The sequence below is a fragment of the Arcanobacterium buesumense genome (assembly GCF_012563545.1).
In the GTDB taxonomy this organism is placed as follows: Bacteria; Actinomycetota; Actinomycetes; order Actinomycetales; family Actinomycetaceae; genus Arcanobacterium; species Arcanobacterium buesumense.
In genome coordinates this window covers 175,252-193,354 of sequence record NZ_CP050804.1, presented here as the reverse complement: position 1 = coordinate 193,354, position 18,103 = coordinate 175,252, and the positions used below count along the sequence as shown (strand labels likewise).

The following is an 18,103-nucleotide window of genomic DNA, read 5'->3' as shown; positions in this document are numbered from 1 at the left end:
TCATCCCCCACTTTATTTGCCCATGACACCTCCACTCGAGTGTCTCGAGAACTCGTATTTAAGAGCTGATACCACCATTTTCCGCCTCATCTACACAGAATTCCGAGCGGAAGAGACAGCGGACGACGGAAGCAAGAAACAGCACACCAACGGAAAGAAAAACAGGGGACCTATGGATAAGTCGCTGAAGAACCACCGCGCGGTCCGCCACACGGGCAACTCTCACTGCACTTTTCGCCAAAGCGCAGTCACACCACCGAAAGGACACACCGCCAATAAAGCACCGCTAGGCCCCCATTTTTACAATGTTTATGCACTAAACCAGACCTGTGGCCCTTCAGCCAGCCTGGCAACATCGACATACCACGGCGTGCGTGGCAAAAGTTTCGGGTCGAATACAGTCAAAAATTCTCTAGCTGTACGAATATCAGATCGGCAGTGTCCACCATCGTGCAGGTCAACGGTCTGTTTACAGCCGTTCGCAGTGCCTCCTATACCGGGTGAAACAACACCTTCCTCACCAAGTGAAGCAACACCTTCCTCAGCCGGTGAAGTAACCTCTGCCTCACCCAATAAGGCCGCACATCCCATCCCCAATGAACTGGCAATGAGGTCAATGATGTCGCCAACAGACCATCCCAATTCAGTAAGCTCACTTAACGTCACTGCCCCGTCCCGTTTTGCTAATCTAGCTCCTGCCGTATTAAGCACTAATGGGACATGAGCATATTCTGGCGTGGCATAACCGAGCTGTTGCTGGAGATATATTTGCCGAGGTGTTGAGGAGAGTAAGTCATCACCGCGCACAATCTGGGTTACCCCAAATTCTCCATCGTCTACAACAGAAACGAAGTTGTACGAAAAGACCCCATCGCCCCGCCGGATAACAAAATCATCGATCATTGCTTGATAGACACCTAGTTGGCGATCTTCGAGGCATATTTCGGTGTTTGTTGTGCGCAATCGGAATGCGGCTTTCCGGTTGGCGACGCGCATTTTCTCCCGCCCTGCCACTCGCTCATCGTCGCTCAAATTCCGGCATGTACCCGCATAAGATCCTGGTGGTTGGTGAGGCGCGGAAGCGAGTGTTGCTAGTTCTTTTCGCGTGCAATAGCATTCGTACAAGGCGCCGGATTTACGTAGGTCGGCATATATTTCTTCGTATCGATCTAGCCGTTGGCTTTGGCGTATTTCTGGGCCGTCCCAGTCTATTCCAAGTGTTTCTAGGTCTCCTAGTTGACGGTGAATATATTGGGGTCGGGAACGGTCGTCAAGGTCTTCGATGCGCATATGAAAATCTCGACCGGTGTGTCGCGCGAAGGCCCATGCAAGCAGGGCCGTTCGCAGATTTCCAAGATGGAAGTCTCCGGTAGGCGATGGTGCAAATCTGCCTTTTCCTGGAGTGCTTGACTCTTTTTCGGCGTGTTGTGTGGGGATGCCGACGGTGGTTTCGTGGCCGCTCATTTTTCTACTCGCTATGCGTTTAATTGTTGTGCATTAATATTTTAATGCTTACTTCATCGCCAAAATGTCATGACGTGGCAGTGCGGTTCAGCGGTGTCTGCCAGGTGTAGTTCGTGAATTATTGCGCGGGTTTCGTCGTCGTTTTTGATTGACTCGAAGCCGTTTTTGTTGAGAAACGGGGTGACTTGGGCGCTTGGTGTGAAGGCGTATGCGGGCATGTCTCCGATTGCGGCGGTTAGTAGTTTGGTGCCGTATCCTCGACGACGATCAGCGCTTCGTACACCAAGCCACGTTAGTGCGAGCATTCGTTTCCGGCCGGCGCCTAGGGCGTCAGAGCGTACATATCCCACAATTTCATTGTTGCATTCGCCGACCCAGATGCTACTTGCGCCCGGATCGGTCAGGAGTTCGACGAGGTGGTCGTAGGTGTCGTGGGGGTGGATGTTTTGTGGGGTGGTTTCGCGCAGGATGTCAGTGTGAAGTTGGTAGATGGCTTCAGCGTCGACACGCGCGGCAGGGCGTAGATAGAAACGATCGTGGTTATTCATGGTTTTATTGTGTCATGGCTGATAAGAAGAAAACAGGACAACACAAGTCTCATCATTCTGGAACGCCAGCGCTACAGGTGCTTGAATCGGCTAGTGTTTCGTTTCGGTTATATGAATACGAGCATTCGACGACGATGGATCACGGCTATGCGCGTGATACTGCAGAGATACTCGGATGTGACCCTGATTCGGTTTTTAAGACGCTGATGGTGGAATCGGGTCGGGATGTTTTTGTGGCTATTGTTCCGGCGAGCGCACGGCTGAACTTGAAGTCGGTGGCTAAAGCTGCCGGGGTGAAGTCGGTGGCTATGATGGATCCGCGTAAGGCGGAGAAGGTCACTGGTTATGTTACTGGTGGTATTTCACCGCTTGGTCAAAAGCATCAGTTCCCTATTTTTCTTGATGAGTGTGCGCTGATGGCGGATGAAATCCTTATTTCTGGTGGTAAGCGTACCTTGTCGGTGGGGATTGTACCGGCGGATTTTATCGCAGTGTCAGGAGCTCAGGTAGCTGATATTGCACAGTGGTGAGTTTAGTTGATCTATCGCAAAGGGCCCTAGCGGTGTGCTAGGGCCCTTTGGCTGTGTCGTTAGTACGTTAGACGTTACATCTTGTGTGGCATCATGCTTGACGACGGCGAGCGATGAGTGCTCCGCCAGCAATGAGTGCGATAGCTGCTAGTCCAACTAGGCCACTGTTGTCAATACCGGTCTTTGCCAGTCCGGTTGTTGCAGAGTTGTTGTTCTGCTTTTCGGTTTGTGGCTTTTGTGGGACTGGTGTCGGATCTTGCGGTGTTGGTGCTGGCTCAACTGGGTTGGCTGGCGTCAGCTCAGTCCATGGCACTTCGCATTTGAGTTCTTCGCGGCTTGGTGCGGTCCAAGACCATTCAGTCTTTGCCCCATCAGCAAGCTTGAAGCCGTCCTTAACCGTTGCGACAACTTTCACGGTCTTACCGTACGGGTATTCATACTTGTTTGCATTGTCAGCAACCGGCTCAATCTCCTTACCGTCAACAGTTACCTTGTAGGTCACGCCTTTCATAGGTTCAACCGTTACGAATGGGAGAGTCTTACAGGCTGCCGGATCGGAAGCCTCAGGGATAACTACCGAAGCCTTCGGCTCAACTACAGTCGCCTCTGGCTGTTCTGGCTCAACCGGGTTGGCTGGAGTCAGCTCAGTCCACGGCACGGAATCCCGAGTCTCGATGGCAACCTTGATCGGATCGTGATCGGAGGAACGGTATGGCGATTCTCCGTCAAAGAGGTTTTTGTAATTGATGTTGTAGTTCCAGCGGGCATATTCAAATGCTACTGGTTCCATCGCGTTGACGTTCCATACGTCAGCAGCTTTGACCATCTCCATTGCCTTGGCATTGCCGAGCGCATGATCGAGTGATCCAACGAGACCGCCGAATTGGTAGGAGTGGTTCTTGACACCCATCTTTTCAGCGATAGACGTGTAGCCAAAGTCCTTTTCCAGTTTCACGAGTGGGTCTTCGCGAGTGTAGGAGTTAAGGTCACCGATAACAAATACTGGATCGTCAGCAAAGTTTTGTGCTACCCATTGGGCCATTTCGGTGACTTGGTTGACACGCATATTGTTGTTATTACCTTGGTAGCCATCGTTTGGCACAGTGTCTTTGTCTGATCCCTTTGATTTGAGATGGTTGATGACGACGACGAACGGCTTACCTTCATCTGCCCCATCTTTAATGGCTTGGAATTTTTGCGCTAATGGTTGCCGTGCATAAGCCCATTGGGTTCCGTTGTATAGGACATGTGAATCACCAACTGGCTTGATGGTATCTTTCTGGTAGATGAAGGCTAGGCGGATAACATCTTGTGCATCAAGGTCAGGTAGTTTTTCCGCTGCTGGTGATGGGACGTAGGCCCACTTTTCGCTTCCGGCGTCTTTGTTCAGTTCGGTAACGAGGTTGGCGATCGCAGCATCGCGGTTGTCGCCAAACTTGATGGAGTTTTCGATTTCTTCAAGACCGACGACGCTGGAGTTTAGTTCGTTAATAGCTTTAACGATCTTAGACTGTTGCATCTGGAAAGCCTCGTCCGAAAATGCACCACGTGGGTCGCAACGTCGATTGGTCAGACCTGTCCCATCGTATGCTGCGTATGGTTTACATCCTGGTGTGTCTTTTCCAAGGGTGGTGAAGTAGTTAAGCACGTTGAAGGATGTGATAGTGACATTACCTTGATCGAATTGTGGAGCTGGTTGACGAGTTGAGGTGAACTCTACCCATTTTGTCCATTCGTTGTTTGTCAGATCCTTAGCATCGGTGAGCGGACGTGTCGGCTGAAGATTCCATCGGTCTTCGTACTTTTTATATCCTACAGAGTTTGCACGATAATCGAGGATCATTGGCTGTGGCAAAGTGATAACTGTGCCTACTCGTAACGGTTTATTAACGTCAAGATATGGCACGGGGTACTTGTAGTTTGGCCACGGGTTATCCTTTTTCCCGGGGTCGGTGTAGTCCATAGAGGCGCCGTCGTCAAGAGCAATGCGTTCCCGGTTAATCTTTTCAGTGAGTATTGGCCACTGGTCTTTATCTGCGGTTGCATCTGATGGGATTCGGAATGGTTCTTCACCTGGCGCTAAATCAAGACGACCGTGACGGTTAGTGTAATAGTTTGCCGAAATTGTGTATTTGCCAGTGATTTTCACCAGCATGCTTTCGAGCTTTTCGCGTTCTGCTGGATCGTCTGGAACGCTCTCAATTTCCACTGGTTGTGGGGCGAGGATGGTTTCGTCTTTGGGTTGATCAGTAACGGTTCCCTGGTCTTCTTTGTAAACGCTAATTTGGGTTAAGCCGAAGCGTTCACTGGCGCGTCCAGTTACTTCAACATAATTTCCTATTTCAAGCTTTGCCGGTTTTCCACCGGTGTTGTTCTTGAGGTTGTTGAAGTTGCCGACGTAGACGAAGATACCATCGGATGCTTGTGGAGTTGCGTCTTTGGAGCCGCCACTTCCAGGGGTTTGCATATAGAAACCTTGGAATCCACCGTATGGATAGACAGCAGTAATCACGCCACGAGTTGTGACGATTTCCTTTTCATGCGGGGTATCTGTACCTTCACCTTGAATCTCGGCAATGGTGAGAATTTTTTGTGGGTCTGGATCAGGAGCTGGGGATTCACCTGGTTCGCTTGGCTGGTCAGGTGCAGGGTCTGGCTGGCCAGGTGCAGGGTCTGGCTGGCCAGGTGCTGGGTCTGGCTCACTCGGAGCCGTAACTTTTGCGTCCCCCTTGGTGCTCATTGGGGTTGCTTCGACGATAGTAAAATCTTTTGAGTTATTATCGGTATCTACCCCAGCTTTGGCACGCTGGAAGGATTGAGAACCTCTCGCAATTTCCTGAATCGCTTCGGTTTCACCAATAGCTTTTGTACCCCATCCTACGAGGTCGACTGCGGCTGCTCCGGCAGTAAGTTTGTCAGGCACGCTATCTTGGGTAAATAATCCAATAGAGGCTCCTTTATCTGAAGCACTCATATTGAATTTTCCAGTTTGCTGATCAGCGTTTAGCTCAGTGGCCGGTTTTCCTTTAGCAGCAGTAACGAGGAAGTACCCTTTAGCTGGAATTTCTCCGGCCAATTCGGTTTTACCACCTGATTTGTTACCAGAGTTTGCAAATCCCTGTAACACATAATTACCGAGATCGATAGGTGCATCAGTGGGATTATAGAGCTCTACATAATCCCGGAATTCGCCTCTTTTATCGGTGCCATCAACATATACTTCGTTGATGACGACGTTGCTATTATCTGGTGCTGCTTGTGCTGGAAGCACTGTTAGCGGCAAGGAAAGAATGGGCGCTGTAAAAATAGCAGCCAGTTTTTGTGAACGCGAAAGTCGCACGTGCTCACCTTTCTTCGTCATAAAACCACAACCCCATAGTTGTAGTAAAAATAACCGTGCTAAGAAAACAACTTCGTCTTCTTAGACTTTTACTTTTAAATACTAGCGCGTTATTAATTAAATGTTTACTGCTACCATAAAAACTTTGAACGCTCCGGGATCTATAGCCTATTGATATGTCTGTTTCTTTTATCTATCAATAGGATAAAATCATGTCATGTCTGAAATTCACGTCCGTCAATTATCTGACGCCGAGCAACAGCGCATTCTCAATGCCGGTGAACTGGCTGAACGCCAAAATCTTCTTGATTCAGTAGATAGCATTGATGTACGTGCTACTGAGTTACGTGCGATTCAGATTGCAGATACAGAAAAATCAGGTCAAGATCTGTCTGAGTCATTAGACGTTCTGGCAGTAGCCTTGGGCTTTCATATACAACAAGCTACTGGCATGCAGTGGGCTAGCGTGACTGACGGTCACCAATCCACGCTAGTGTTGATCGGGGTTCATGGGGAAAATACGGTGGTTGTTTATCCGTTCGACGTCGTCGAGCGACGATGGCACAACACTGATCCAGATCTTTTCCGTTCCTATGTCGATGAGGTGTTGCGTTCCATTACGGAAAGTCGAACCGTTGTGGAATCGCCAGAATCCGACTGACATCCCAGGGTTGTGCTGCTCCAACTTCAGCAAGAAGCCGGTCAATGATTTGGGCTGTAAAACCCCAGATCATTAGCTCATCAAGTTGAAATCCAGGTCCGGTACGTTCAACTCGTTGCCAGGTTCCGCGATTCTCACGATCAGCTAGGTCAGCTAGCGCGATCCAATGCGCACTAGCTACTTCACTAGGGTTTAATTGCAATGAGTAGTGAGAATGAGGCTTATCAAGTTGGCCAATGATGGGAATAACTTTGTGGCCCGTACGGGGTGCAATAAAAGCGGAAAGCTGGCCTCGGATCTCAATATCTGCAGGCAATATTCCCACTTCTTCCCAGGTTTCTCGTAAGGCAGTTTCAGTTGGAGTTTCCCCGTTATTCTTTCCACCGCCAGGTAAACTTATTTGCCCGGCATGAGTACGCATGTGAGTAGCTCTAACCGTAACTAAAAGGCACGGACGTACACTGGCATCAAGCAACGCCAGGACAGCTGCATTAAAAGTTGTCACAGAATAATCTCATTCACATCCAGAATTTCAGCATCGTCGTCTTCATTTGTAACTGACGAAGTCCCAACAAGTTTGAGTTGCCGATGAGATAACCGGTCGTACATGTGTTGTTCAAGCAACTCTAGTAACCAATCAAGTTGCTGACTGCTTGGAACAACTGCAGTACCACGATCATGGGCATGAACTTCTTGAACCGTGTGAGCGCTGCGATGGCGTTCGTCTTCACGGGCAGCACGGAGAGTTCTCCGGAGCGTCTCAATTGATCCAGAAGCTTCAACTTGCCCCGAAGAATTAACTGCAAAAACTCGTTCTTGGCGTTCACGCTGGGTGCGAATTTGTTCTTGTATCAACGTATGTTCGTTGCGTAAATCAATCAATTGCTGTTCAATTGCCGATTTGGCACTAGCAAGTTTTGCTAACTCATCACGTAGTTCAAATATTCGCGCAATACCAGCTAGATTGATGCCTTCTTCTTGAGAAAGCCGTTGAATTTCAGTCAGACGCTCAACATCATTCAGCGAATATCTCCGGCCACCACCACGAGTCCGTTTGGCAACAACAAGCCCGAGCCGATCATACTGCCGTACTGTTTGTGCATGCATTCCAGCTAGTTCTGCGGCTACGGATACGGTAAGAATTGGCGCACTATTAGCTACCTTTGCCATTGTGTCACCTCCCTTTTATTATCTTACCCGCCGCTGCGTGCGACGGGTAAGACTACATTAGATATGAGCCATCTTAGTAAATTCTGCCCGCGGGTCAGTATCCAGCATCGCTTGACGATAATCTTCAATCGCCTGACGCGCCTCATCTGATAAATCAGCAGGAACGGAAATGGTTAGATGCACATACATGTCACCTTCGGCACCATTAGCCCCTTTGAGTCCTTTGTTTCGGATGCGCAAAGTCTTACCAGAGGACGAACCCGCTGGTATTTTCACTTTAACTGTTGTGCCATCTAATACAGGCACATCAACAATTGCTCCTAGCGCAGCTTCATCAAAGGACACCGGGACTTCAACATGAACATCGTGCCCACGAAGTTCATAAACTGGATGTTTTTCCACAGTGACGCTTACTAGCAGATCGCCGTGTTCCCCACCATTACTTCCCGGATTTCCCTTGCCTTTAAGACGAATTTTTTGCCCGGTGGCAACTCCTTTAGGAATCCGTGCAGTAACTGGTTTTCCATTGATGTTCAGGGTGATTGTTGCACCATCAACTGCCTGCCGGAATGTGAGTTTTGTTGACGCTTTCACGTCACTTCCCCGAGAAGGGCGCCGGCCAAAACCGCTAAAACCGCTAAATCCTGCAGTACCGTCTGCTTGCGGAGCTCCTTGCCCGAACATATTTTTTAATATGTCATCCAACCCTGGGGTGTCCCCCATGGTTGAGTACGTACCTCGGCTAGTACCACCTTGGCCAAAAACTCCGGAGAAAATATCTTCAAATCCGCCACCACTGCCAGGCGTGAAGCGAGCACCGCCTGACATCGAGCGGATAGCATCATATTGTTTACGCTCTTGTTCATCCTTGAGAACACTATATGCCTCAGAAACGTCCTTAAACTTTGCTTCAGCTGCGGTATCCCCTGGATTACGATCCGGATGATATTTACGTGCAAGTTTACGGTAAGCACTTTTAATTTCTTCAGCGGATGCAGTTTTTGGCACCCCTAGAGATGCATAAAAGTCCTTATTCATCCAATCTTGGCTTGCCACTAGCTTCACCTCCTCACTGGTGTTGTATCGCTAAATTATTCTCATTCTGGTTTGATCACGCCAACTCGTGCTGGCCGTATGACTTTATCGCCAACTTTGTATCCTGGTTGGATAAGCTGGCCAATATGCTCTTCTGTTGCCTCCGGCGAAGTCGAAGCCATTAAGGCTTCATGCATATTGGGATCAAAAAGGTCACCTTCAGCCCCAAAACGTTCCATCTTGAAATTAGTGCGGAGACTACCTTCAAGTTTCTCCATGATTGCGCCAGTCGGGCCTTCCAGATCTCCATGCTGACGTGCTAAGGCAATATCATCAAGAACTGGTAAGAGAAGCTCTAAAACCTTATTGATTCCTGCATCGTACTGGACTAATCCTTCAGCTTTCGAGCGTTTCACATACCCGTTATATTCTTGGCGTAAGTTATATAGATCCGCGTTACGGCGCGCAAGTTGCTCTTCTAATTCTGCAACTTTAATTAACCCCTGATCAGCTTGCGAAATTTCAGGTTCACCATCGTCGGCAGCACTCACGCCTGAAGTCATTTCTGCAGTAGACGTCTCATCTGCCGATAAGTTTTGCTGACCTTGTGCCTCATGCGACACAACCTCGGGTGTCGAATTCGCTTCTGGCTCAGGGGCGGTGTTCATTGGTTCATCTACCATGATCTTTCCTCTCTCATAACACTTTATGTGACGGCCGGGGGCCGCGGATGTACTCGCGGCCCCCGGAACCAATGATCACTTAGCGTCGTTATCATCTACGATTTCGGCGTCAATAACATCATCGTCAGCCTTTGGAGCCTCATCGGCGGCGGCAGCACCGGCAGCCTGCTCTTCTTGAGCCTTGGCATAGAGCGCTTCGCCAATCTTCTGGGCCTTAGTGTTGAGATCTTCAGAAGCAGACTTAATAGCTTCAACATCTTCACCCTTGAGAGCTTCCTTGAGCGCATCTACTGCACTTTGAACTTCAGTGGTGACAGAATCATCAAGCTTATCGGCATTATCCTTCAAAACTGATTCAATGCTGTAAACCTGCTGTTCAGCAGTGTTACGGGTATCAGCTTCTTCCTTACGCTTGGCATCTTCAGCCGCATGCTCTTCAGCTTCCTTGACCATACGATCAATATCTTCCTTCGAGAGCGCAGAACCTCCAGTAATAGTCACTGATTGTTCCTTACCGGTGCCAAGATCCTTCGCGGATACGTGAACAATACCGTTGGCGTCAATATCGAAAGTTACATCGATTTGCGGGCGTCCTCGTGGAGCCGGCGCAATTCCGCCTAATTCGAAGGTGCCAAGTAACTTGTTGTCCCGAGCAAACGGACGTTCACCTTGGTAAACCTGAATCAATACTGATGGCTGATTATCTTCAGCTGTGGAGAACACCTGCGAACTCTTCGTAGGAATAGCAGTATTACGCTCAATCATCGTAGCCATCCGCCCGCCGAGGGTTTCAATACCCAACGATAGCGGGGTGACATCAATAAGCAACACGTCAGTGCGATCACCGGAAAGCACGCCTGCCTGGAGCGCTGCGCCAACAGCAACAACCTCATCTGGGTTTACTCCCTTATTCGGCTCCTTACCACCAGTAAGTTCCTTGACAACTTCAGTGACTGCTGGCATACGTGTTGAACCGCCAACGAGCACAACGTGATCAATTTCAGAGATCTTCACGTCTGCATCTTCAATAACTTTCTTGAATGGCGCCTTGGTACGCTCAAGCAGATCCTTTGTCATCTCTTCGAAAGCTGCTCGGGTAAGCCGTTCATCAAGGTGAAGCGGGCCGTTTTCCGACATTGAGAGGTACTGCAAGTTGATATTGGTTGAAGTTGCCGAAGACAGTTCCTTCTTAGCTTGTTCAGCAGCTTCCTTCAACCGCTGCAATGCAACTTTATCCTTGGAAAGATCTACGCCATGGTTATTCTTTACCTGAGTTACTAGCCAATCGATAATGCGCTGATCCCAATCGTCACCACCAAGCTTGTTATCACCTGATGTTGCACGAACCTGAATGGTGGAGAAATCATCGTCATCCTTACCTACTTCAAGGAGCGAAACGTCAAATGTACCGCCGCCAAGATCGAAGACGAGGATGAGTTCATCTTCCTTACCTTTTTCCAGACCGTATGCCAAAGCAGCTGCAGTTGGCTCATTAACGATACGCTGAACGTTAAGACCAGCAATTTGTCCCGCGTCCTTAGTAGCTTGACGCTGAGCATCATTGAAATAGGCTGGGACAGTAATAACTGCATCAGTAACCGTATCGCCGAGATAAGATTCGGCATCCTTCTTTAACTTCTGCAAAATGAAAGCAGAGATTTGTTGTGGAGTGTAGGTCTTATCGTCAATATCGATCGACCACTCTTCACCCATGTGACGCTTCACTGAAGAAACGGTACGTTCCACATTATTCACTGCTTGACGCTTAGCAATTTCTCCAACAAGAACTTCGCCAGTCTTAGAAAAACCTACGACTGATGGCGTAGTACGCATACCTTCAGCATTGGCGATAACAGTTGGTTCGCCACCTTCAAGGACGGTAACTACCGAATTTGTGGTTCCTAAGTCAATACCCACTGCACGTGCCATGGACTTGCCTCCTTTTCTTGGGCGCTTAGCGCCATTAAAAACTTCTACATCTCAAGTTTGCATCAGTAATGAACTTATGTCCAGTCGACTAACTCATTCTTGAGTCCACTTAGCTCAACTTCATCATGTTGCATTTTATTCCCAGTTACGTTGAAATGAAGTTTCGTTCCGTTATTTTCTTATATTTTCCAATTAGGAACGACGAGGAAAGATATGTGTATCTATTTCATTCGGCGTAATTCTGTGCTCCACTAGACACCGTGACATCAAAGTATGTCGGAGGTGGCAGGTAGGATAACAATTACCGATAGGGAAGGGAAAAGATGAAGGATAAGTACCAATATTTGGAAGAACTTTCAGAGGCTAATATGGCATGGGCCAAAGAAGTTTCTACTGAAACTGTTACCCATTTCAGCGGTCCGGAGTTCACCAAACGCCAAGAGCAACTAGACACTCTCTTATCGTCAAAGGATCAGCTTATCCTCGCCAACAAACGTGGTGAATATGCTTATAACTTCTATACCGACGGCGATCATCCTCGTGGGCTATGGCGGCGTACTTCATTCGATTCCTACCTTGCCTATGTTTCGCCAGAAACCGAACCCGAATGGGAAGTTCTTCTTGATATTGATGAGCTGGGAAAAAATGAGGATCAGTCATGGGTATTTGGTGGCGCTCAACTTCTTTTCCCTACCTATGACCGAGCATTAATCTCATTGCACCCGGGTGGATCAGACACCAACGTTATTCGTGAATTTGATTTAATAACTCGTTCTTTCGTTACGGGCCCTGACGCGTTCATTAAGCCAAATTCTAAAGGAGCAATGAGCTGGGTCGATCGGAATACTGTTGTCATTAGTGCCGATTTCGGACCTGATTCCCTTACTGCCTCCGGATACCCTTTATCAGCACGACTGTGGTCACGTGGGCAAGACCTGTCCGAAGCTGTTGAATTTGTACGCGGTGAATATAACGATGTCATTGTTGGAGCATATTATGATCACACTCCCGGACACGAGAAACTTATCGCCCGTCGAGCCACTGACTTCCGCACAGATCGTTTATGGAACGTGAATATCGATACGGTTCGCCAAGGTAAAAAAGATGATGTCTTAGCAGAATTTCACATTCCCGAATCTGCAATAGTGAGCACACTGCGCGATTGGACAATTATTGATTTGCGCTACCCATGGGAACTTAATGACACAATTTACAGCGCCGGATCATTACTTGCTATCCCCACTCATACCGCCCTCAACAAGCCAACAAGTCAAGACGTCGAGGTTCTATACTGTCCGAGTGAAACGTCGTCTCTTTTGTCAATGACAGCAGTTTCCTCTGGTATCGTTTTCACTTCCCTCGATAATGTCCAGCAACGATTCTGGTTTGCCTCAAATAGTGGAGGAGACTGGGCCGTGACCGAATTACACCCTGATATTCCACCATTTTCCACTGTCAGCATCGCTGCAGTTGACGCACACACATCAGACGAAGTCTGGGTTACGTCTTCCGGGTTCCTGCACCCAACTACCCTTTTTCACGGCCACGTATCTTCCGAAGGTTTATCACTTCACCAGCTACGCCAAAGCCCACATCGCTTTAACACTTCCGGGCTCACAGTGCTTCAACGCTGGGCCACTTCGCAAGATGGCACTAAAATCCCATACTTCGTAGTTGGCCCTGAAGAAGTTCTTGAAGGCAAACGCCCTGCTCGTACCCTGCTCGATGGTTATGGCGGTTTTGAGGTATCTCGACTTCCTTCATACATTTCCACTTATGGCAAAATGTGGCTTGAAAAAGGCTATGTCTACGCCCTTTCCAATATCCGCGGAGGCGGAGAGTTTGGCCCTCGATGGCATCAAGCAGCCCTCCGGGAAAATCGACATAAGGCCTACGAAGATCATGCAGCAGTAGCAGCTGACCTTGTTTCAACTGGCATCACTACAGTGCCCCAACTAGCAGCTACTGGCGGATCTAATGGCGGGATGCTGATGGGAAATATGTACACCACATACCCACAGCATTTTGGCGCTATTGTCTGCCGGGTACCACTTCTGGACATGAAACGCTTCTCTCATCTTCTTGCTGGCGCATCATGGATGGAAGAATACGGCAATCCTGATACGGATGATTGGAATTATCTACGCAACTATTCGCCATATCATAACGTTAAATCAGGCCCTTATCCGCCAATTCTCATCACCACATCCACACGTGACGATCGTGTACACCCTGGTCATGCTCGAAAGTTTTATCAAAAACTTCGTGATCACGGTTTTACCGCCTACTATCACGAAAACACCGAAGGAGGACATGCTGGAGCGGCTGACATTAAACAAACTGCACAAGTGATGGCACTGATCTTCTCTTACCTAGATAGCGTTCTTGCCCCATAAAGCTCACAAATAAAATAAGGTTGGGGTTAGGAGAGAACAACTCCTAACCCCAACCTTCAAGATAACTCACCAAGCACAACTTCTATTCTCTAGCTGTCATGCTCCGCTCTCCTATGAAGTACGCGTATCACACAAGATTAGCTACTTACCAGTCATTCGTTATCAGTGCTCGTTTGGATCAGCTTCTGCATCATCCTTTGTTGGATGCACAGTACCAGCAACGTGGTCTGGTCCAGCGTAAATCGTGTAGAGCTTTAACGGCTCGTCACCGATATTGGTAACGTTGTGCCACATATCGGCTGGTACGAAAATAGCATCGTCATCAGAAACTTCAACTTCAAAATCGAGATTATCTTCGGCAGGGCCCATCTGGCATAATCCGCGCCCAGCTTCAATCCGCAAGAACTGATCAATACCGTGATGAACTTCCAAACCAATAGATTCACCAACTGGAATTTCCATCACTGTGAGCTGAAGCTTGCTACCCGTCCACATCGTTGTGCGGAATGTCGTATTTTCTAACGTAGCACTCTCAATATCTACCACGTAAGGAGTCTTACCTTTATCGTCGAACTGACCTGCGTATTGCGTCATCATTCTTCCTTTCATTCAGGACGCATTTTATATGCGTCACATACTAATCACAACATAGCCAATGTGTCAGGTAGTTCACAAAACTATTGCACTCGTAGCACATCACCAGCCAAGATTTCGGCCAATGTTTTCTCGTAACGTAAATATCCGTTCACGACGCACTGGATCATCATCAGCTGCATAGTCAAGAGCGTTTCCAGTATTTATGTAACGTTCTGGCTCCATGAAATATTCCAATGCTTCACCAGTTAACTGATTCGCTACTTGGGAGCGATGAGCAGTAATCCATGAAAACGGTCGACGAATAATATCTGGGAATGGCTCACCATTAACATCACGCAGAGCATGCTCGATAAAGTTAACTCCATTAAGTAAACCGTAATACGAGCTCCGGCCAAGACGTGTATTCATCTCCAGCATATATGGCACATTAGAATCCCTATCAACCTTAAAATCAATATTGAAGAATCCGACATACCCTAGCCCATCAACCGCACGTTGACATAAATCTTGTAAATCGGAACGATCAGTATCAGTCAACAATAAGTGATTGCCTACCCACATCGGACGCATATCTGTCAAGACACTACGTGCCTGCACGAAAACTGTGCGTCCATCACGTGCCCGATAGCCATTTACTGAAAACTCCTGAGTATTGTCACCAGAGATATAAGTCTGAACAAGCATGTCTCCAGTAAAACCTGACGCAAAAACAGCCCGTAAATAAGAAATCGCTTCATCGGCATTTTGCGCATGAAATCCCTTATGCTTTTCCGGAAAATCAAATAAATCAAACGTCTCGTAGTCATCTGCTTTAATAAATTGCTCGCCCGCAAAAACCCGATCCTCGATGTGATCCACAGTAGCAACTAAAGTTTGCGGAACAGTGATACCCAACTTTTCCATGCGCTGATAGAAATAACTTTTATCCATCAAAGCAGTGCCCAATTCTGGCTCTGGATAAGGCAAAATTGGCGTAAAATCCAATAATTCTAACGACCGATACAAAATATGGAGATACTCTTCTGTCGGCGCAATCATCAAAAAAGAATCTACGTCTTGAGCACGCCGCGCCCACACATCGTTAAGGAGTTCAGCAAAGACCCGCACATCGTTAGAAAAACCCGTTGCCGTATGAACTTCAGCAATCTGCGAACGATAAAATGGTGCTAAAACACCAGCGCCACACACGATTGCTTGGCGGCCATAGGCTTCATGAAACGCACGTGCCTGGGTATAAGAATTCTCGTCTGTCCCTAAAACTAACGGCACAACAACCATCAGTTTTCCTTCCGGCCTGTGAGTTCATGGAACAACTCATATTTTTCTGCGTCGATAACTCGATCAATATTGCCGATCCAGTGCACGATATTATCTTCAGTAAACTTGCGCTTGAAATGATAAAGACCGTTGTCCTCATCAATATGGAAAATACCGCCCATATCGTAGTAGTCACAGCTCTGCTCAGCAGCATAAGCAATCTCTTCATAATTGATCTGATAGGATTGGCCAAGTTGGAATTCATGGCTATCAGCACCATAGAGTGCATGCGCTGTCCGGCCAAAAGTAACAAGGAACGACGTCGTGATCGCTTGGCCCTCGTACATGGAAAAACTTAATCGCACACGATCAGAGAAAGCATCGTAGAGACGCTCGAAATACTCATACGGGCGATAAGAAATTCCATGATGTTTATTCATCATCTCAAACAAGCGATAAAACTCCGGCAAATCTTCCCGATTTCCAACCCGATTCGTCACCCCTAACCGGTACGACTTACGAATATTCTTGCGCGTATTTTTAGACATATCAGCAAGCAGTTGCTCGGGAGTACGACCATTAATATCAAGGATCAAACTCATCAACGGCTGGGTAGTATTGCCCGGATCTCGGTGGAATGGATATCCGGCTTGCGCATACGTGTGTCGTAATTTTTCGTCATCACCAATATTGGGATCGATACGTAATAAAAAGCCATTATTTTCACGCGCGTATTCTTCTGCTTCGTCAATAAGCTCAGTGACAATATCAAGGCGATTCATATCGCACACTGGGCCACGGGGAGCATAGTATAGCCGTGCACCAAAACGTGAATCCATCACCGACAGCACCGAGAGAGTTGCATCAATTTCACCATTAGTTTCATGGTAAAAATAATGACTATCCCAGCCTGCCTTAACGTATGCCCAAGGCCTACTTTGGAGCACATTCCCATATGGACTTTCAGCGATGAAAGTATCGAAACGTTCGGTTAGTTGAGAGTTATTTTTATCGAGCAACATACTTTCAAGGATAGTCGACGACGGCGAAACTAGCGCGAAGAGCACTCCTTAGCATGTTATCTACTACTTTTTACTCGTTAAGTTCTGGTAAGGCTTAAGACCGTTGTTTATTCACACCTGGTTCATTTTCGGCTTTATCGAAGAAAATCCAGGCTAGCGCAGCAAGAAGCAAAACACTTCCACCAACGATATAGGCGGCAACATATCCCGAATAGTCAATAATCAAGCCGGCAATAATCGGGCCTAGGATCGTCCCGAAATCATTAAACTGTTGGAAAAAAGATACGACACGTCCACCCTGCCGGTCTCCAACCACGTCGGCAATTGCGCCTTGTTGCGCTGGCTGAATAAAGCCAGCACCTAACCCGCCAAAGAAACACCACAAAAGTAACGATACGCTAGATGCCGAAAATCCTAACGCAATAGTGAAGACACCCGATACGATAAGCCCCCATAGCACAACGACCCTGCGGCCATAGATATCGGCCCACCGGCCAGCACGCAGAAGAGAAACAACATTGCCCAAAGCGAATGCTGTCATTGCCCCGCCAGCCAGCCACTGCCCTGCCGGCAGCCAGGAAGGACCATACATAATCGTGCCAGCAAGCAGTGGCACAACAGCCACCCGCATTCCCATATTGGCCCATCCTTGAACGAATGTGGTCAATAGAACCAGTGGGAAACGACGATTTTGGAAGGCTTCTTTAACGGTCATCATCGATCGTTCTGGATGAGTGACGTCTTTGGCCGATGGTTTCGTATCGCTAACTGGTGGTGTCGTTTCTTGGTTAGCTGCGTCGGCATCACTTTTTGCTAACCAGACTTGACGGAATTTTCGACGACGATGCCCGTCGGCTGGAATTTCATAAGCCACAATCCACATGGCAATCAATAACATCACTGCATATATCAAAAATGGCCACCGATACCCTAATGGGGCAATCAGGGCGCCTACTGCCGGGCCAGCAATATTACCAATCAGGTATCCACCGCCGAAAGCTGCTGAGGCCCGGCCACGTGCATGCGGTGGCGCTAGCTGAATAATGAGTGACATCGCAGCAACCGAAAACATTATCGAGCCAAATCCACCCACGCCTCGCAATACGAGCAAATGCCAATACTGCTGAGAAATCGAACTAGCCGCCGAGGATAACGCAACAATAAAGATTCCTAGTAGATACATTCGTCGCTCGCCTAGCCGTCCAGATAGCCGGCCAGCAGCCGGAGCAAAAATGAGACGAGTAAACGCAAAAGCCGATACGACGAAAGTGGCCGCCGTCGTCGTCACCCCAAAATGAATAGCAAACCGAGGCAACACTGGAGCCACAATTCCATACCCTAAGGAAATAGCTACCGAGGCAGCAACAATCACCCAAATTTCGCGCGGCAGGCGCACTTTCTCTACATTTTTACTCACAATTCAAGGTCTATCAGGCAGTGAAATAAAAAGAAAGCTGTAGCCACGTGCACT

15 protein-coding genes are annotated in these 18,103 nt (G+C 48.0%); 3 read left to right on the top strand and 12 right to left on the bottom strand.

Features of this window, described 5'->3' with window-relative positions; genetic code table 11:
* Nucleotides 1-309: 309 nt before the first annotated feature.
* Complete coding sequence (gluQRS, locus tag HC352_RS00850) at nt 310-1,464, bottom strand: tRNA glutamyl-Q(34) synthetase GluQRS (protein WP_168917151.1); 1,155 nt, start codon at nt 1,462-1,464, stop codon at nt 310-312.
* A 53-nt stretch (nt 1,465-1,517) separates the two neighbouring features.
* Nucleotides 1,518-2,012: a GNAT family N-acetyltransferase gene (locus tag HC352_RS00845; RefSeq protein WP_168917150.1), complete on the bottom strand. Its 495-nt coding sequence runs from the start codon at nt 2,010-2,012 to the stop codon at nt 1,518-1,520.
* A gap of 14 nt (nt 2,013-2,026) precedes the next feature.
* Between HC352_RS00845 and ybaK the strand changes: the two genes are divergently transcribed.
* Nucleotides 2,027-2,542 (top strand): Cys-tRNA(Pro) deacylase, encoded by a 516-nt coding sequence (gene ybaK / locus HC352_RS00840; protein ID WP_168917149.1) that lies wholly within the window; start codon nt 2,027-2,029, stop codon nt 2,540-2,542.
* 91 nt (nt 2,543-2,633) lie between these two features.
* Here the strand turns inward: ybaK and HC352_RS00835 are convergent, their stop codons facing one another.
* On the bottom strand, nt 2,634-5,903 hold the full coding sequence (locus tag HC352_RS00835; protein ID WP_168917148.1) for an ExeM/NucH family extracellular endonuclease: 3,270 nt from the start codon (nt 5,901-5,903) through the stop codon (nt 2,634-2,636).
* A gap of 196 nt (nt 5,904-6,099) precedes the next feature.
* Here HC352_RS00835 and HC352_RS00830 point away from each other — a divergent pair, with 196 nt between their 5' ends.
* Entirely contained in the window at nt 6,100-6,543 is a 444-nt protein-coding gene (locus HC352_RS00830; protein WP_168917147.1) for a DUF3806 domain-containing protein, read from the top strand.
* On the opposite strand, the gene HC352_RS00825 is transcribed toward HC352_RS00830, so the two are convergent.
* From HC352_RS00825 to dnaK, 5 genes are all read right to left on the bottom strand, one after another.
* Nucleotides 6,500-7,048 carry an NUDIX hydrolase gene (locus HC352_RS00825; RefSeq protein WP_168917146.1) on the bottom strand — a complete coding sequence of 183 codons (549 nt, stop codon included), beginning with the start codon at nt 7,046-7,048 and terminating at the stop codon, nt 6,500-6,502. The genes HC352_RS00830 and HC352_RS00825 overlap by 44 nt on opposite strands.
* Nucleotides 7,045-7,713 carry a heat shock protein transcriptional repressor HspR gene (locus HC352_RS09145; protein WP_168917145.1) on the bottom strand — a complete coding sequence of 223 codons (669 nt, stop codon included), beginning with the start codon at nt 7,711-7,713 and terminating at the stop codon, nt 7,045-7,047. The genes HC352_RS00825 and HC352_RS09145 overlap by 4 nt, the downstream gene beginning before the upstream one ends.
* A 57-nt stretch (nt 7,714-7,770) precedes the next feature.
* The gene (locus tag HC352_RS00815) at nt 7,771-8,769 is read right to left on the bottom strand and encodes a DnaJ C-terminal domain-containing protein (RefSeq protein WP_168917144.1); all 999 of its coding nucleotides are present in this window, start codon (nt 8,767-8,769) and stop codon (nt 7,771-7,773) included.
* A 41-nt stretch (nt 8,770-8,810) separates the two neighbouring features.
* Entirely contained in the window at nt 8,811-9,431 is a 621-nt protein-coding gene (locus HC352_RS00810) for a nucleotide exchange factor GrpE (protein ID WP_168917143.1), read from the bottom strand.
* 75 nt (nt 9,432-9,506) lie between these two features.
* A complete protein-coding gene (gene dnaK, locus HC352_RS00805; RefSeq protein ID WP_168917142.1) occupies nt 9,507-11,360 on the bottom strand; it encodes a molecular chaperone DnaK in 1,854 nt (617 codons plus the stop codon).
* A 323-nt stretch (nt 11,361-11,683) separates the two neighbouring features.
* On the opposite strand from dnaK, the gene HC352_RS00800 reads away from it, so the two are divergent.
* Nucleotides 11,684-13,756 (top strand): prolyl oligopeptidase family serine peptidase, encoded by a 2,073-nt coding sequence (locus HC352_RS00800; protein WP_168917141.1) that lies wholly within the window; start codon nt 11,684-11,686, stop codon nt 13,754-13,756.
* 162 nt (nt 13,757-13,918) lie between these two features.
* Here HC352_RS00800 and HC352_RS00795 read toward each other — a convergent pair whose 3' ends face one another.
* The 4 genes from HC352_RS00795 to HC352_RS00780 all read right to left on the bottom strand — a co-directional run bounded on the left by HC352_RS00795 (nt 13,919) and on the right by HC352_RS00780 (nt 18,049).
* Nucleotides 13,919-14,353, bottom strand: a complete 435-nt coding sequence (locus tag HC352_RS00795; RefSeq protein WP_247645203.1) for a cupin domain-containing protein — start codon at nt 14,351-14,353, stop codon at nt 13,919-13,921.
* Nucleotides 14,354-14,452: 99 nt separating this feature from the next.
* Nucleotides 14,453-15,631, bottom strand: coding sequence for a carboxylate--amine ligase (locus tag HC352_RS00790; RefSeq protein ID WP_168917140.1), 1,179 nt, complete (start codon nt 15,629-15,631; stop codon nt 14,453-14,455).
* Entirely contained in the window at nt 15,631-16,632 is a 1,002-nt protein-coding gene (locus HC352_RS00785; RefSeq protein ID WP_211080681.1) for a lipid II:glycine glycyltransferase FemX, read from the bottom strand. Before HC352_RS00785 ends, HC352_RS00790 begins: the two co-directional genes overlap by 1 nt.
* A 94-nt stretch (nt 16,633-16,726) precedes the next feature.
* A complete protein-coding gene (locus tag HC352_RS00780; RefSeq protein WP_211080680.1) occupies nt 16,727-18,049 on the bottom strand; it encodes an MFS transporter in 1,323 nt (440 codons plus the stop codon).
* Between the last annotated feature and the right edge of the window lie 54 nt (nt 18,050-18,103).

Excerpts from the sequence above, each read along its gene's own strand:
- gluQRS (WP_168917151.1), bottom strand. The coding sequence starts at position 1,464 with ATGAGCGGCCACGAAACCACCGTCGGCATCCCCACACAACACGCCGAA.
- HC352_RS00845 (WP_168917150.1), bottom strand. The coding sequence starts at position 2,012 with ATGAATAACCACGATCGTTTCTATCTACGCCCTGCCGCGCGTGTCGAC.
- ybaK (WP_168917149.1), top strand. The coding sequence starts at position 2,027 with ATGGCTGATAAGAAGAAAACAGGACAACACAAGTCTCATCATTCTGGA.
- HC352_RS00835 (WP_168917148.1), bottom strand. The coding sequence starts at position 5,903 with ATGACGAAGAAAGGTGAGCACGTGCGACTTTCGCGTTCACAAAAACTG.
- HC352_RS00830 (WP_168917147.1), top strand. The coding sequence starts at position 6,100 with ATGTCTGAAATTCACGTCCGTCAATTATCTGACGCCGAGCAACAGCGC.
- HC352_RS09145 (WP_168917145.1), bottom strand. The coding sequence starts at position 7,713 with ATGGCAAAGGTAGCTAATAGTGCGCCAATTCTTACCGTATCCGTAGCC.
- HC352_RS00810 (WP_168917143.1), bottom strand. The coding sequence starts at position 9,431 with ATGGTAGATGAACCAATGAACACCGCCCCTGAGCCAGAAGCGAATTCG.
- dnaK (WP_168917142.1), bottom strand. The coding sequence starts at position 11,360 with ATGGCACGTGCAGTGGGTATTGACTTAGGAACCACAAATTCGGTAGTT.
- HC352_RS00800 (WP_168917141.1), top strand. The coding sequence starts at position 11,684 with ATGAAGGATAAGTACCAATATTTGGAAGAACTTTCAGAGGCTAATATG.
- HC352_RS00795 (WP_247645203.1), bottom strand. The coding sequence starts at position 14,353 with ATGATGACGCAATACGCAGGTCAGTTCGACGATAAAGGTAAGACTCCT.
- HC352_RS00790 (WP_168917140.1), bottom strand. The coding sequence starts at position 15,631 with ATGGTTGTTGTGCCGTTAGTTTTAGGGACAGACGAGAATTCTTATACC.
- HC352_RS00785 (WP_211080681.1), bottom strand. The coding sequence starts at position 16,632 with ATGTTGCTCGATAAAAATAACTCTCAACTAACCGAACGTTTCGATACT.